This window comes from Streptomyces sp. DI166 (assembly GCF_900091315.1).
Taxonomy (GTDB): domain Bacteria; phylum Actinomycetota; class Actinomycetes; order Streptomycetales; family Streptomycetaceae; genus Streptomyces; species Streptomyces fuscus.
Window position 1 is genome coordinate 156784 of the sequence record NZ_FLSP01000001.1, and the last position, 14562, is coordinate 171345.

At 70.0% G+C, this 14562-nt stretch carries 13 protein-coding genes; 8 read left to right on the forward strand and 5 right to left on the reverse strand.

What is annotated here, in order from left to right; translation table 11 throughout:
• Window positions 1-17 precede the first annotated feature (17 nt).
• Complete coding sequence (locus GA0115233_RS00750; RefSeq protein WP_093718031.1) at window positions 18-2495, forward strand: ThuA domain-containing protein; 2478 nt, start codon at window positions 18-20, stop codon at window positions 2493-2495.
• On the forward strand, window positions 2492-4687 hold the full coding sequence (locus GA0115233_RS00755; protein ID WP_093718032.1) for an OmpL47-type beta-barrel domain-containing protein: 2196 nt from the start codon (window positions 2492-2494) through the stop codon (window positions 4685-4687). The genes GA0115233_RS00750 and GA0115233_RS00755 overlap by 4 nt, the downstream gene beginning before the upstream one ends.
• Here GA0115233_RS00755 and ligD read toward each other — a convergent pair.
• The 3 genes from ligD to tnpA form a co-directional block, all read right to left on the reverse strand.
• Window positions 4674-5699, reverse strand: a complete 1026-nt coding sequence (gene ligD, locus GA0115233_RS00760; RefSeq protein ID WP_093718033.1) for a non-homologous end-joining DNA ligase — start codon at window positions 5697-5699, stop codon at window positions 4674-4676. The genes GA0115233_RS00755 and ligD overlap by 14 nt on opposite strands.
• A 264-nt stretch (window positions 5700-5963) precedes the next feature.
• Window positions 5964-7184, reverse strand: a complete 1221-nt coding sequence (locus GA0115233_RS00765; protein WP_093718034.1) for an RNA-guided endonuclease InsQ/TnpB family protein — start codon at window positions 7182-7184, stop codon at window positions 5964-5966.
• Window positions 7181-7615, reverse strand: coding sequence for an IS200/IS605 family transposase (tnpA, locus tag GA0115233_RS00770; RefSeq protein ID WP_093718035.1), 435 nt, complete (start codon window positions 7613-7615; stop codon window positions 7181-7183). The genes GA0115233_RS00765 and tnpA overlap by 4 nt, the downstream gene beginning before the upstream one ends.
• Before the next feature lie 45 nt (window positions 7616-7660).
• On the opposite strand from tnpA, the gene GA0115233_RS00775 reads away from it, so the two are divergent.
• Together GA0115233_RS00775 and GA0115233_RS00780 are read left to right on the forward strand one after the other, a co-directional pair.
• Window positions 7661-8185 carry a tyrosine-type recombinase/integrase gene (locus GA0115233_RS00775; protein WP_218063391.1) on the forward strand — a complete coding sequence of 175 codons (525 nt, stop codon included), beginning with the start codon at window positions 7661-7663 and terminating at the stop codon, window positions 8183-8185.
• Window positions 8186-8210: 25 nt separating this feature from the next.
• Complete coding sequence (locus GA0115233_RS00780; protein ID WP_093718115.1) at window positions 8211-9275, forward strand: ATP-dependent DNA ligase; 1065 nt, start codon at window positions 8211-8213, stop codon at window positions 9273-9275.
• Here GA0115233_RS00780 and GA0115233_RS00785 read toward each other — a convergent pair whose 3' ends face one another.
• Window positions 9276-10466, reverse strand: coding sequence for a zinc-dependent alcohol dehydrogenase (locus GA0115233_RS00785; protein WP_093718036.1), 1191 nt, complete (start codon window positions 10464-10466; stop codon window positions 9276-9278). It abuts the gene before it with no gap.
• A gap of 194 nt (window positions 10467-10660) precedes the next feature.
• Here GA0115233_RS00785 and GA0115233_RS00790 point away from each other — a divergent pair, with 194 nt between their 5' ends.
• Window positions 10661-11647 carry a DUF3048 domain-containing protein gene (locus GA0115233_RS00790; RefSeq protein ID WP_093718116.1) on the forward strand — a complete coding sequence of 329 codons (987 nt, stop codon included), beginning with the start codon at window positions 10661-10663 and terminating at the stop codon, window positions 11645-11647.
• A 9-nt stretch (window positions 11648-11656) separates the two neighbouring features.
• Here the strand turns inward: GA0115233_RS00790 and GA0115233_RS00795 are convergent, their stop codons facing one another.
• Entirely contained in the window at window positions 11657-12121 is a 465-nt protein-coding gene (locus tag GA0115233_RS00795) for a MarR family winged helix-turn-helix transcriptional regulator (protein WP_093718037.1), read from the reverse strand.
• A 238-nt stretch (window positions 12122-12359) separates the two neighbouring features.
• Between GA0115233_RS00795 and GA0115233_RS00800 the strand changes: the two genes are divergently transcribed.
• The 3 genes from GA0115233_RS00800 to pcaH are packed head-to-tail and all read left to right on the forward strand — an operon-like array spanning window position 12360 to window position 14561.
• A complete protein-coding gene (locus tag GA0115233_RS00800; protein ID WP_093718038.1) occupies window positions 12360-13115 on the forward strand; it encodes a CoA transferase subunit A in 756 nt (251 codons plus the stop codon).
• Window positions 13115-13759 (forward strand): CoA transferase subunit B, encoded by a 645-nt coding sequence (locus tag GA0115233_RS00805; RefSeq protein ID WP_093718039.1) that lies wholly within the window; start codon window positions 13115-13117, stop codon window positions 13757-13759. The genes GA0115233_RS00800 and GA0115233_RS00805 overlap by 1 nt, the downstream gene beginning before the upstream one ends.
• A 28-nt stretch (window positions 13760-13787) precedes the next feature.
• On the forward strand, window positions 13788-14561 hold the full coding sequence (gene pcaH, locus GA0115233_RS00810; RefSeq protein ID WP_093718040.1) for a protocatechuate 3,4-dioxygenase subunit beta: 774 nt from the start codon (window positions 13788-13790) through the stop codon (window positions 14559-14561).
• Window position 14562: the final 1 nt, after the last annotated feature.

The window sequence follows — 14562 nt, forward strand, 5'->3', positions numbered from 1 at the left end:
TGACCGAGGAGGTGCCCATGCACTTACGAGGGTTGAGCACAAGAAGACGCGGCTGGGCGACGATGGTCGCGGCCGGAGCCGTCACCGCCGGACTGGTGTCGGGTCCGCCCGCGAACGCGCGCCCCGCCCCGGATCCACCCTTGACAACGATGTCCATCAAGTCGCCTCCGGGCGGCGCGAACGTACGGGTGCTGATCTTCTACGGCTCGGCCGCCGCAGGTGACGAGTCGCCTCTGGTGAACGCCGGGATCGAGGCCATCGAGCGGATCGGTCTGTCGGGGCCGACGGACGAGCGCTTCAAGGTCGAGGCGACCGACGACGCCTCGGTCTTCACGAACGAGACCAGGCTGGGCCGTTACAACGCGGTCGTCTTCCTGACCGGCGGCGGCGATGTGCTCGACCCCGAGCAGGAGGCCGGCCTGGAGGCCTACATGGAGGCGGGCGGCGGCTTCGTCGGCCTGCACGACGCGGCGCGCGCGGAGCCGTACTCGGACTGGTTCACCGGTCTGATCGGCGCCCGGCCCGCCCCCACCAGCCCCACGGCCGTGCAGCGCGCGACCGTCGAGGTCGGCGACCGGGTCCACCCGGCCACCAGGAGCCTGCCGGTGCAGTGGAAACGCCCCGACCGCTGGCTGAACTGGGTAAAGAACCCCACCGGCACCGTGCACACCGTCGCCCGGGTCCGCGAGTCCACCTACCAGCCCGGAGCGAGCGCCAACGGCTGGGACCACCCGGTGAGTTGGTGCCGGGACTACGACGGCGGCCGGTCCTTCTACACCGCCATGGGCGGCACCGTCTCCTCCTACGACGAGAGCGACTTCCGCGCCCATCTGCGCGGCGCCCTGATGTGGACGACGCGGCTCGCGCAGGCGGACTGCAAGGCCACCATCACCGCCAACTACAAGGCCGAACGGCTCACCAAGCCCAACCAGCCCGGCCAGAACGACCAGATCGGGGAACCGCACGGCCTGGTCACCGCCCCCGACGGCCGCGTGCTCTACATCGGGCGCGGCGGCGCCGACTCCTCCCAGCCGGTGGTCACCGACTGGAACAACCCGGACGTCGGCAAGGGCAAGGGCGAGATCCATGTCTACGACCCGAGGACCGGCAAGGTCACCCTGGCCGGCGCGCTCACCGTCTTCGGCAACAAGGGCGGCGGCGACGAACTGGTCAAGGTGGAGGAGGGGTTGCTCGGCATCGAGCTCGACCCACGCTTCCAGGAGAACGGGTGGGTGTACCTGCACTACACCCCGCACGCGCAGATCGACCGGGACACCCGGATGGCCGAGCGCCGCGTCTCCCGCTTCACCCTCGACCTCGCCACCAACAAACTGGACCTGAGCAGCGAGAAGGTGCTGCTCAAGTGGCCGGTGCAGATCCACAGTTGCTGCCATGCGGGTGGCGGGATGGCCTGGGACTCCAAGGGCAACCTGTACATCGCGACCGGCGACAACAACTCCAGCCGCTTCAGCGACGGTTACTCCGGAAACAACCCGCAGCCCAACTACAAGGGCGTCTCCTTCGCCGACGCGAGGCGCACGGCCGGCAACACCAACAACCTCAACGGCAAGATCCTGCGCATCCACCCGGAGCCGGACGGCACGTACACGCTGCCGGAGGGCAACCTGTTCACCGGGCGGGAGACCGACGAGGGCGGCGGCAAGACACGCGGCGAGATCTATGTGATGGGGGTGCGGAACCCCGCCCGGATCTTCGTCGACAAGGAGACGGACACCCTCTACGCGGGCTGGGTCGGCCCCGACGCGGGCGCCCCGTCCACGACCTGGGGTCCGGCCAAGTACGACACCTTCGCCGTCATCACCAAGGCGAGCAACCGGGGCTGGCCGTACTGCATGGGCAACAAGCAGCCCTACCGGGACCGCAATCTGCCCGACCCGTCCAAGCCGCTCGGCTGGTACGACTGCGACCACCCGAAGAACGAGTCCCCGAACAACGACGGCCTGGTCAACCTGCCGCCGGTGACCGCGAACAACATCTGGTACTCGCCCCAGGGCGGCGCACCGGACTTCCCGCGCGACGCGGGCGGCATCCCGTCCTACAAGCAGGACGAGGCGACCTACCGGCTCCCGTGGCTCAAGGGCGGCGGCCAGGCGGCGATGAACGGCCCCGTCTACCGCTACGACGAGACCGCCTCCAGCGAGGTCAAGTGGCCCGCGTACTGGGACGGCAAGTGGTTCGTCGGTGACTTCTACGACGCCGACCAGCCGCGCAACGCCGTGATCACCGACCCGAAGAACCACGGGGACGGCGGGTTGCCGGTGCACTCGGAGTCGCTGAAGAAGATCGTGCCGGTCGGCAATGACGGCATCAAGAACCTCATGGACTGGAAGTTCGGTCCGGACGGCGCGCTGTACGTGCTCGACTACGGCCGGGGCTTCTTCACCTCGGACGCCAAGTCGGCGCTGTGGCGGGTCACTTACACGGGCGGCGGTCCCACGCCGGCCGCCGGCCGGCTGGCGAGGGGAGCCCGATGATCCGGCGGCGAAGACTCTTCCCGGCCCTGCTGGCGGCCTTGCTGATCCTGCTCGGCCTCCAGGCCGCGCCCTCCACCGCGCGCCCCGAGCGGGCCGCGGCGGCGGAACAGGTGCTCACCTGGACCGCCAATGACGACATCACCAAGTACACCTCGGCGCCCACCACCGCCGTGGCGGGCACGGCGACGATCGTCTTCGAGAACAGCGCGGCCACCGGCAACACCACCGGCATGCCGCACACACTGACGTTCGTCACCTCCGACCCCGAGTTCAACAGCGATGTCGAGCTGAACATCCTGGCGAACCCCAACGACGACCAGGGCGGCCGCCACACCGCCCAGGTCACGCTCACCCCGGGCCGGTACTTCTACCACTGCACGATCCCCGGCCACGGACAGATGCAGGGCATCCTGGTGGTCACCGAGGGCACCGGCGAGGACACCACGGCGCCGCAGGCCTCCGCGCATGTCACCGGGACGCAGAACTCCCAGGGGCAGTACGTGGGTTCGGCGAGCGTGGCGATCCACGCCACGGACGAGGAGGGCGGCTCCGGTGTGGACCGCGTGGAGTACGCGGTCGGTGACGCCGGGAGCTGGCAGCCGTACACCACTCCGGTCGTGATCGACCAGGTCGGCAGCCACAAGGTGCGCTACCGGGCCAGTGACAAGGCCGGGAACGTGTCGGCGGAGAAGAGTGTCGGGTTCACGGTCGTGGCCCCGCCGACTGACGACACGACCGCGCCGGAGACCTCGGCGACGGTGAGCGGTGAGCGCAACCCGGACGGCACCTATGTCGACATGGCGACGGTGACCGTCACCGCCTCCGACACCGGCTCGGGCCTCAACACCATCGAGTACGCGATCGGCGCCTCCGGTGCCTGGCAGCCGTACACCATGCCGGTGATGGTCCATCAGGTCGGTACGCACACCGTGCGGTTCCGGGCCACCGACAAGGCGGGCAATGTGTCCGAGGTCAAGAGCGTGGAGTTCACGGTGGTCGCCGCGCCGCCCGAGGACACCACTCCCCCGGTGACCGGTGTGAGCGTGGAGGGCACCCGTAACTCCGACGGGGCGTTCGTGGCCAGTGCCAAGGTCGCCGTCAGCGCCACCGACGAGGGCGGGGTCGAAACGGTCGAGTACTCCCTCGACGGCGGGCCCTATCTCACCTACCTCGGTCCGGTGATCGTCGACCGCGCGGGCGCGCACACGCTGGCGTACCGGGCGACCGACAAGGCCGGCAACACCTCCCCGGCCCGCACCGTGAGCTTCACGGTGGTGGCGGGCGGGGTGCCCGCGCCGCCCTGTCCGGAGTACGACGAGCGGCTGACGGTGATCGTCGGCACGGTCGACTCCGGGGTGCCCAACCGGCTCACGAGCAACCGGTGCCGGATCAACGAGATGATCGAGGACGAGAAGGAGTGGACCTCGCACGCGCTGTTCCTCAAGCATGTGAAGTCCGTCCTCGACCGGCTGCGGCGCGAGGGCGTCATCGACCAGCGCGAGCACAAGGCGATCACCAAGGCCGCCCGACAGTCGGGCATCGGCAAGCCGGGTCAGACCGAGGGCTACCGGACGGTCTTCGACGGCAGCACGGGCTCGTTCGCCAAGTGGCAGCACGTGGGCGGCGGTTCGTTCGGCCTCAACCCGGACGGTTCGATGACCAGCGGTACCAGCCGGGGCGGGCTCGGGATGCTGTGGTTCCCGGAGCGCAAGTACGGCGACTTCTCGCTGCGCCTGCAGTGGCGTGACGACGCGCCGGGCACCGGCAACGCCAACTCCGGTGTCTTCGTGCGCTTCCCGTGGGTCCACGACCACCCGGAGGAGCCCCGGCCGGAATGGGCCGCCATCAAGTACGGGCACGAGGTGCAGGTGTTCGACCGCCCCGACGGCGACATGTACAAGACGGGATCGGTCTACGGCTTCGACCGCGTCGGTCTGGCGGGCGCGGGCGTGACCGAGAAGGGCACCTGGAACGACTACGAGATCCGGGTGGTGGACCAGCACTACTCGGTCTACCGCAACGGCGTCCTGATCAACGAGTTCGACAACACCGGCGGCCAGGACTTCGTCCCGCCGCGCTCGGACGACCCGGGCACGGACGGGCGGCGGTTCGCCTCCGGATACATAGGGCTCCAGGTGCACGGCACCACCGACGTGGTGTCGTACCGGGACATCCGGATCAAGGAGCTGTAGGCGGCTGTTTACGGGCCCGGCTCGGCTGTACCCGCTTGGGCTCCCCCGGCATCTTGGGGTACTCGGGCGGGTACGGCAGATCGCCGAGCCCGTGGTCGTGCTCGTCCTTGCGGGCCAGCTCCAGCAGGGCCTCCAGCGAGAAGCGGTGGTCGTCCATGTCCGCGTGCACATCGCCGAGTTCGGCGAAGCGCGCGGGCATGGTCCCCAGGTCGAAGTCCCGGGGGTGGGCGACACCGACCTCGTCCCAGCGCAGCGGCGCGGAGACCGGGGCGTGCGGGCGGGGGCGTACGGAGTAGGCGGAGGCGATGGTGCGGTCGCGGGCGGTCTGGTTGTAGTCCACGAAGATGCGCTCGCCCCGCTCCTCCTTCCACCACTTGATGGTCACCTGCTCCGGCATGCGCCGCTCCAGCTCGCGGCCGACGGCGATGGCGGCCCGGCGGACCTGGGTGAAGGTCCAGCGCGGTTCGATGGGCACGAAGACGTGCAGTCCGCGTCCGCCGGAGGTCTTGGGCCAGCCCTTCAGCCCGCCGAACTCCTCCAGTACCGCGCGCAGTTCGTGTGCGGCGCGGACCGCGTCGTCGTAGTCGGTGCCGGGCTGCGGATCGAGGTCGAGGCGCAGTTCGTCGGGGCGGTCGACGTCGGCGCGGCGCACCGGCCACGGGTGGAAGGTGAGGGTGCCGAACTGGGCGGCCCACAGCACGGCCGCCTCCTCGGTGGGGCACATCTCGTCGGCGCTGCGGCCGCTGGGGAAGGTGATGTGGGCGGTCGGGATCCAGTCGGGCCAGTTCTTCGGAACCCGCTTCTGGAAGAAGTGCTCGCCGTTCACCCCGTCCGGGTAGCGCTCCAGGGTGGTGGGCCGGTCGCGCAGGGCGCGCAGGATGCCGGGGCCGACGGCCTGGTAGTACCGGGCGAGGTCCAGCTTGGTGAAGCCGCGCTCCGGGAAGAACACCTTGTCCGGACTGGACAGGCGTACCGTGCGCCCGCCCGCCTCCAGCTCCACCGCATCGCCCATGCGGCCACGGTAGGCGCGGCGGTCACGGCCCGCACACGGAAGCACCCGACCCCGCTGCGGTTACACCCCCGGTCACCTGCGACGATGGCGCCATGATCTGGCCTGGGCTCCTCGGATGCACCGTTGTCCTCTCCGTCGCCGCGGCGGCCGTCGTCATCGGGCGCGCCTTCTGCGGGGAGGTGCGGGCGCGCCGACAGGGGGGCTCCCTAGAGTCGAGCCGTGACTCCACCCACGCGTAAACGTGCGGGCTTCCTGCGTCGGTGGCTAAGCCGCCGCGCAGAGGACCAGCCCGGCCCTGTCGGAGATGTTCGAGGCGCCGACGTGGTCCGCGTTCGCGGTGAACCCACACGCCGCGCACTGGAACTTCGCTTGGGTGACGCGGCTCTTGCCGTCCACGTGTCCGCAGCCGCCAAGGCCGGGCGGGCACGTGCGAGAGGTGTTGCGGGGGTCCACCGGGATCACGAGGCGACCGGCACTCTCAGCCTTGTTCGCCAGGATCGCGAAGAACTGTCCCCAACCCGCGTCGAGGATGCTTCGGTTCAGCCCGGCCTTGGCGGCGGCACCGTTCGGGAGGAACGCGCCGTCGGTGCCGGGGTCGGGCTTGGGTGCCGGGCTCCTGGTCATCCCTGCGGTGTTCAGCCGCTCGTGTGCGATCACGTCGTTGTCGGCGACGAGCGCGCGGGCGGTCTTGTGGTGGAAGTCCAGGCGCTGGCGCCGCACCTTGGCGTGCAGCTTGGCGACCTTACGGGCGGCGGCCCGGTGCCGTTTGGTGCGCTGCCGGGTGCGCTTGGGGAACGTCGCCAGGTGCTGCTGTGCGGCGGCCGGCTCCTCAGCCACGGTGCCGAGGAAGCGCGGGTTCGGCACGTGCTCGCCCTCGGATGTGGTGAGGAAGTGCGTAACGCCCATGTCGACGCCGATGACGGCCCCGGTGGGCGGCAGCTCCTGGGCAGGCACGTTGTCGCAGGCGAGGACGACGTACCAGCGGTTCCCTTCGCACTTCACGGAAATCGTCTTGACGCGGCCCTGTACGGGCCGGTGCTGGTGCACGCGGACGTGCCCGACACCTTGGAGACGGACCCGGGTCTGCCGGTCGTGCGGGGTGGAGTTCCAGCGGCAGCCGTCGCCGTCCTTGGGGAAGGTGACGGTGTCGAAGTGCCCGACGCCCTTGAACCTCGGGTATCCGGGGTTCTGGCCGGCCTTGACGCGCTTGAAGAACGCCTGGAACGCCTTGTCCAGGCGCCGCAGGGTGGCCTGCTGGGAGGAGAACGACCAGCGGCCCTGACGCTCCGGGTCGAACGCCCGGATCTCCTTGAGCTGGGCGGACTGGTTGCCGTACTTGATACTCGTCTTCGAGGTGTGCCGCCAGGCGTCCCGGCGTTCCTGGAGAGCGCCGTTGTACAGCGAGCAGTGGTCCCGCAGCATCTCGCCCAGCGCGGCCGTCTGACGGGCTGTGGGGCGCAGGAGGAACTTGTACGCCCGGATCACGAGCCGTCCCCCTTGCTCTTCCTCCACGGGCGTTCCCACTGGGTGTCGATGTACCGGCGAACCGTGTCCGCCGAGACAGCGCCGACCGACGCCGCGAAGTACGACGACGACCACAGCGTGGGCAGCTGTGTATTGAGGTGCGGGAACTCCGCGCGCAGGACGCGTGAGGTGAAGCCCTTGAACTGGTTCGCGACGTATGACGCCGAGGACTTCGGGTCGTGCTTGACGAACAGGTGCACGTGGTCGGGCATGACTTCGAGTGTCACGATCTCCCACCCCCGTTCATCGGCCTTCTGGCGGATCAGCTCATCCAGGCGTGCCGCAACCCGTCCACCGAGAACCGGGCGGCGGTACTTCGGACACCACACGACGTGCAGCCCGAGGTCGTACACACCGCCGGAGAACCGGCGAACCTTCCTGGTCACGGCCATGCATCGTTTATACATGCGGTGCATGTCTAACAGGGAGGTCGCGACGTGGCCGAGGTGAACAGTGCAGATGCGGCGCTGAACGCCCAGGTGAAGGCGTTCCCAGCCACTCCCCAGACGATGGCCGCCACGACAGACGGCAACTGGCGGGAACGCAAGGTACGGCTGGTCTTCACGACAGCGGCCGGCGAGCCCGTGCAGCGGTCGCCGTGGGTGCGCACCTGGCGGAAGATGGTGACCGATGCGAACAAGATCCTTGCCGACCGGGGCGAGGAACAGATCCCGGCGGGGACGATGCTGCACACACTCCGCCACACGTACGCCTCGCTTCTGATCAAGCATGGGGAGTCGGTCAAGGTGCTGCAGAAACGTCTAGGCCACTCGTCGGCGGCGATCACGCTGGACACGTACAGCCACCTGTGGCCAGACTCCGCCAGTACCACCCGGCCGGCCGTTGAGCAGGGGCTGGGCTCACTCCTGAGCGAGTCGATCCAGGGCACATCTCGGGGCACACGGCAGCCGGTATCCACCGAAACGGACGGAAGGCGACAAGCAAATGTTGCCCATCAGTGACCGTTATAGGTGCAGGTGAATGACCATGGACCTCCCCGTCATGCCGCCCGTGAAGCCGATGCTCGCCAAGTCGGTGGCGAGAATCCCGCCGGGCATGCACTACGAGGCGAAGTGGGACGGCTTCCGGGCGATCGTGTTCCGCGACGGGCCCGAGGTGGAGCTGGGCAGCCGTACCACCAAGACGCTGACCAGGTACTTCCCCGAGCTGGTGGAGTCCCTGAAGGAGTCGCTGCCCGAGCGGTGTGTGCTGGACGGGGAGATCGTGATCGCCCGGGACGGGCATCTGGACTTCGACGCGCTCACCGAGCGGATCCACCCGGCGGCCTCCCGGGTGCGGACCCTGGCCGAGCGGACCCCGGCCTCCTTCGTCGCCTTCGACCTGCTGGCACTGGCCGACGAGTCGCTGCTGGACGTGCCGCTCACCGACCGCAGGGCGCTGCTGACCAGGGCACTCGCGGACGCCCGGCCGCCGGTGCACGTGGCGCCGGCGACGACGGACGTCGAGGTGGCCGAGCGCTGGTTCGAGCAGTACGAGGGGGCCGGCCTGGACGGGGTGATCGCCAAGCCGCCGGGCTCGCGGTACCTCCAGGACGAGCGCGCCATGTTCAAGATCAAGCACGACCGGACGGCGGACGTCGTGGTCGCCGGGTACCGCCTGCACAAGAGCGGCCCCGTCGTCGGCTCGCTGCTGCTGGGCCTCTACGACGACCAGGGCGCCCTCCAGCATGTCGGGGTCTCGGCCGCCTTCTCGATGAAGGTACGGGCCCAGCTGATCGAGGAGCTGGAGCCGCTGCGCATGGACGACATCTCCGGGCACCCGTGGGCGGCCTGGGCCGAGGAGGCGGCGCACGAGTCGGCGCGGCTGCCGGGGGCGCCGAGCCGCTGGTCCGGCAAGAAGGACCTGTCCTGGGTGCCGCTGAGACCCGAGCGGGTGTGCGAGGTGGCCTACGACCACATGGAGAACGGGGCCCGTTTCCGGCACACCGCCCGCTTCCGCCGCTGGCGCCCGGACCGGGCCCCGGAGAGCTGCACGTACACCCAGCTTGAGGAGCCGGTCCGGTACGACCTCCAGGAGATCCTGGGCGGTTGATCAGGGCTTCATGACCACCTTGACCGCGCCGTCCTGCTTGCGCTGGAACATCTCGTAGGCGTGCGGGGCGTCGTCCAGCGGCACGCGGTGCGTGGCGAAGTCGTCGACGCCGAGGGGGTCGTCGTCCGTGAGGTACGGCATGATCTCGTCGGTCCAGCGCCGTACGTTGGCCTGGCCCATCCGGATCTGGAGCTGCTTGTCGAACATGGTCAGCAGCGGCAATGGGTCGGCCATGCCGCCGTACACGCCGGACAGGGAGATGGTGCCGCCGCGGCGGACCAGCTCGATGGCGGTGTGGAGGGCGGCGAGGCGGTCGATGCTGAAGCGTTCGGCGAGCTTGCCGCTCAGTGCGCGCGGGAGCATGCCGGTGGCCGTCTGGGCGAGTTTGGCGGCGGCGCTGCCGTGGGCCTCGGTGCCCACCGCGTCGATCACGGCGTCGGGGCCGCGGCCGTCGGTGCGGTCGCGGATGGCGGCGACGAGTTCCTTCTCGCCGTCGAAGTCCCTCAGGTCGAAGGTCTCCACGCCCCGGTCCCGGGCCCGGTGGAGCCGCTCGGTGACCAGGTCCACCCCGAACACGGTTCCGGCGCCCCGCGCGAGGGCGATCCGGCAGGCCATGTCACCGATCGGCCCCAGTCCGAGCACCGCGACACTGCCGCCCTCGGGGATCCCGGCGTAGGCGACCGCCTGCCAGGCGGTGGGCAGCACGTCGGAGAGGTACAGGAAGCGCTCGTCGGACGGGCCCTCGGGCACCTTGATGGGGCCGAACTGGGCCTGCGGGACGCGCAGGTACTCGGCCTGGGCGCCCGGGACGGCGCCGTAGAGCCGGGTGTAGCCGAACAGGGCGGCGCCCATGCCCTCGCCGCTGACCTGCGTGGTCTCGCACTGGGTGGGCAGTCCGCTCAGGCACATCCAGCAGTCGCCGCACGCGATCTGGAACGGCACCACCACCCTGTCCCCCGCCTTCAGGTCCGGCACCGCGGCACCGACCTCCTCGACGATGCCCATCGGTTCGTGGCCGAGGATGTCGCCCGGCGTCATGAACGGGGTGAGCACCTCGTACAGATGCAGGTCCGATCCGCACAGTCCGCTGCTGGTGATGCGGATGACCGCGTCCGTGGGCTCCTCGATCCTCGGGTCGGGCACGTTCTCCACCCGGACGTCCCGCCTGCCCTGCCATGTCACTGCCTTCACGCCACCGACTCCCTCCGTGCGGTCCGCGCGGATACGCGAGATCGGCGCTCCGGGTACCCGGTGCCCGCGCGGGGAACCGTGGGTGCGGCAATCGGAGCAGTAGGCGAGACGTGCCGGAAACGATCGGGTATGGCGATCGATGAACATATGAGCGCACAATTATTGACAAGAGAAACGGGGTGCCGACGGTGACCATGAGACGCAAGGTGCGCGAGAGACGCGTCGCGGCAACGGCGGTGCTGCTGGTCTCCGCGCTGACGGCCACCCTGGCAGCGGGCTGCAGCTCGCCCGGGGGACGCGACGACGGCCGCGCCCCCGACACCCGGCCCCCGTCCAGCCCCGCGGAACCGACCACCCCGGCCGCGCCCCCGGTCCTCGCCGTGAAGATCGACAACGTCCCCGCGGCCAAACCCCAGACCGGCCTCGACACCGCGGACATCGTCTACGTCGAACAGGTCGAGGCGGGCCTGACCCGCCTGATGGCGGTGTACGCCACCGAGCTGCCCGAGACCGTCGGCCCCGTCCGCAGCGCCCGCGAGTCCGACCTGGAGCTGCTGCGCCAGTTCCCCGACCCGACGCTCGCCTTCTCCGGCGCCCAGAGCAAACTGCTGCCGCTGATCGACCAGGCACCCCTGAACGCCCAGCCGCCGGAGAGAACGGCCGGTGCCTACTACCGCTCCCCGAACCGGCCGGCCCCGCACAACCTCTATCTGCGCCCCGACCGTCTGATGCCGTCCGCGCCCGGCGCCGAGGCCCTCACCGTCACCGGCTTCCGCTACGGCGACGCGCCCTTGGGCGGCACGGCCGACACCTCGGAGACCGTCCGCTACCCGGCCACCCGCTTCACCTTCACCTGGTCCGAGCAGCAGAAGGGCTGGCAGGTATCGCAGGACGGGACGCCGACGGTGACCTCGGAGGGCGAGCGGATCGCCCCGGCGACGGTGGTCGTCCAGTACGTCCCGATCCGCAAGTCGGAGTTCCACGACTTCCTCGGCAACTACACGCCGTACACCGAGACCGTGGGCTCCGGCCGGGCGAAGGTGCTGCGCGACGGCCGCGCCTTCGACGTCGAGTGGAAGCGGCCGACGGCGGAGGACGGCACCGAGTTCACGACGGCGGACGGCGGCCCGGTGAACTTCGCCGAGGGCCAGGTGTGGGTGGTGTTCGCGAAGGCGGGCTGAGCCCCGGGGTCACCCCTGGGCGACGAGGGGTTCCCCGGGATTGCGCAGTCCCTCGGCGGCGTCCGCGACACGCCGGATCAGGTCGAGGAACACGGTCTGCTCCTCGGGCGAGAGCGGGGCCAGGAAGACCTGGTTCATCCGGGCGGTGCGCACGGTGAGCCTGCGGTGCGCCTTCACCCCGTCGTCGGTCAGCCGCAGCAGGAAGCGGCGGCCGTCCTGCGGGTCGCGCACCTTGTCCAGCAGCCCGCGACGGCCGAGCCGGCTGATGACCTCGGCGATCGTCGACCGGTCGAGCCCCACCCGCTCCCCCACCGTCCGCTGGTCGAGCCCGGGCTCGGCGACGAGGGTGTTGAGCACGGCGAACTGCGGGGAGGTGATCTCCTCCGAGACCATCGTGTTCCACAGCAGGTGGTGCGCCTGCTGGAGGCGCCGGGCCAGGTGCCCGGGATGGGTGGCCAGATCCACCGCGGCCATGTGCGCTCCCGTCGCCGGAAAGGTAGGTGCACGGAATCGTAGGTGCACGGAATCGTAGGCGCACTGAACAATACTCCGCCCGCCGTAGCGCGTCTGCCCGGTCGACTCGCCGCACTTCCAGGGCCTTGACGGACCACGGCCTCGGTGGCAGCGTGAGAAGAACCTCGCTGAAATACTCAGTGCCCTGATTAATTCTGACTGATTGACTCGGACGCACGGATGAGATGGGGCTGCACGGATGGACAAGGTGGTCGCCTCCGCCGTCGAGGCGGTGGCTGATGTGCCGGACGGCGCGTCGCTGGCGGTCGGCGGTTTCGGGCTGAGCGGTGTGCCGAACGTGCTGATCGAGGCCCTGTACGAGCGGGGTGTGGCGGGTCTGAAGGTCGTGTCGAACAACTGCGGCGCGATGGAGTCCGGGCTCGCGGTACTGCTCGCCGCCGGGCGGATCGCCCGGGTGACCGGCTCCTACATCGGCGCCAACAAGGAGTTCGCGCGCCAGTACCTGGCCGGTGAGCTGGAGGTCGAGATGATCCCGCAGGGCACGCTCGCGGAGCGGCTGCGGGCCGGCGGCGCGGGCATCCCCGCCTTCTACACCCCGGCCGGGGTCGGCACCCTGGTCGCCGAGGGCGGGATGCCCTGGCGCTACGACGGACGGGGCGGGGTCGCCGTGGCCTCGCCGCCGAAGGAGGTCCGGGAGTTCGACGGCACCGAGTACGTGCTGGAGCGCGGCATCCGTACCGACTTCGCGCTGGTGCGGGCGGCCAAGGGCGACCGGCACGGGAATCTGGTGTTCGCCAAGTCGGCCCGGAATTTCAACCCGCTGGCGGCGATGGCCGGACGGGTGACGATCGCCGAGGTGGAGGAACTGGTCGAGCCCGGCGCGATCGACCCGGACGCGGTGCATCTGCCGGGCGTGTTCGTCCAGCGGGTGGTGGCGCTGACCCCGGAGCAGGCGGCGGACAAGAGGATCGAGCGGCGGACGGTGCGCGACTGATGGCCTGGACACGCGAGGAGATGGCCGCGCGGGCCGCGCGCGAGCTGAAGGACGGTCAGTACGTCAATCTCGGGATCGGTCTGCCGACGCTGATCCCCAATCACCTCCCGGACAGTGTGGAGGTGGTGCTGGAGTCGGAGAACGGAATTCTGGGCACCGGCCCCTACCCGGCCGAGGACGAGGTCGACCCGGATCTGATCAACGCGGGCAAGGAGACGGTGACCGTGCTGCCGGGCGCCTCCTTCTTCGACTCGGCGCTGTCGTTCTCGATGATCCGCGGCGGTCATATCGATGTGGCCGTGCTGGGCGCGATGCAGGTGTCCGCGGGCGGCGACCTGGCGAACTGGGCCGTCCCGGGGAAGCTGGTCACCGGGATCGGCGGGGCGATGGACCTGGTGCACGGCGCCCGTACGGTCGTGGTGGTGATGACCCACACCGCCAAGGACGGCTCCCCGAAGATCCTCAAGGAGTGCACCCTGCCGCTCACGGGCAAGGCGTGTGTGAACCGGGTCATCACCGATCTCGGGGTGCTCGATGTGACACCCGAGGGACTGCGCCTCGTCGAAACCGCGCCCGGAGTGGCTGTTGACGAGGTCGTCGCGAGGACCGACGCGGAACTGACCGTTGCCAAGGATCTGCTGTGAACCCGGTTTACATCGAACGAGGAACCCCATGACCCTCACCCAGCGCGACATCGACCAGGAGATCGCGGCCGAGCACGCCGCCTACGACAAGCGGGTCGCCGACGGCGCGCCCCGCGAGCACCACCCGCGCCGCGACTACGCGCCCTACCGCTCCTCGACCCTGCGCCACCCCGGGCAGCCGCTGGTCGCGATCGACGTCAGCAAGGACCCGGAACTGGTGGAGCTGTCCTCCCCCGCCTTCGGGGAACGGGACATCACCGAGATCGACAACGACCTGACCCGCCAGCACACCGGCGAGCCGATCGGCGAGCGCATCACCGTCTCCGGACGGCTCCTGGACCGCGACGGCCGCCCGGTGCGCGGCCAGCTGGTGGAAATCTGGCAGGCCAACTCCGCGGGCCGCTACGCCCATCGGCGCGAACAGCACGACGCCCCGCTCGACCCGAACTTCACCGGCGTGGGCCGCACCCTGACCGACACCGAGGGCCGCTACAGCTTCACCACCGTCCAGCCGGGCCCCTACCCCTGGCGCAACCACCTCAACGCCTGGCGCCCCGCGCACATCCACTTCTCCGTCTTCGGCGCGGCCTTCACCCAGCGGCTGGTGACGCAGATGTACTTCCCGAACGACCCGCTCTTCCCCTACGACCCGATCCTGCAGTCCGTCACCGACGACGCCGCCCGCCAACGGCTGATCGCGACCTACGACCACGACCTGTCGGTGCCGGAGTTCTCCCTCGGCTACCACTGGGACATCGTCCTCGACGGCCCGCACGCCACCTGGCTCGAAGAAGGACGCTGAC

Coding starts and splice junctions, on each gene's coding strand:
- pcaH (WP_093718040.1), top strand. CDS start 13,788: ATGACCCTCACCCAGCGCGACATCGACCAGGAGATCGCGGCCGAGCAC.
- tnpA (WP_093718035.1), bottom strand. CDS start 7,615: ATGGCCGTGACCAGGAAGGTTCGCCGGTTCTCCGGCGGTGTGTACGAC.
- GA0115233_RS00795 (WP_093718037.1), bottom strand. CDS start 12,121: ATGGCCGCGGTGGATCTGGCCACCCATCCCGGGCACCTGGCCCGGCGC.
- GA0115233_RS00805 (WP_093718039.1), top strand. CDS start 13,115: ATGGCCTGGACACGCGAGGAGATGGCCGCGCGGGCCGCGCGCGAGCTG.
- GA0115233_RS00790 (WP_093718116.1), top strand. CDS start 10,661: ATGAGACGCAAGGTGCGCGAGAGACGCGTCGCGGCAACGGCGGTGCTG.
- GA0115233_RS00750 (WP_093718031.1), top strand. CDS start 18: ATGCACTTACGAGGGTTGAGCACAAGAAGACGCGGCTGGGCGACGATG.
- GA0115233_RS00755 (WP_093718032.1), top strand. CDS start 2,492: ATGATCCGGCGGCGAAGACTCTTCCCGGCCCTGCTGGCGGCCTTGCTG.
- GA0115233_RS00800 (WP_093718038.1), top strand. CDS start 12,360: ATGGACAAGGTGGTCGCCTCCGCCGTCGAGGCGGTGGCTGATGTGCCG.
- GA0115233_RS00780 (WP_093718115.1), top strand. CDS start 8,211: ATGGACCTCCCCGTCATGCCGCCCGTGAAGCCGATGCTCGCCAAGTCG.
- ligD (WP_093718033.1), bottom strand. CDS start 5,699: ATGGGCGATGCGGTGGAGCTGGAGGCGGGCGGGCGCACGGTACGCCTG.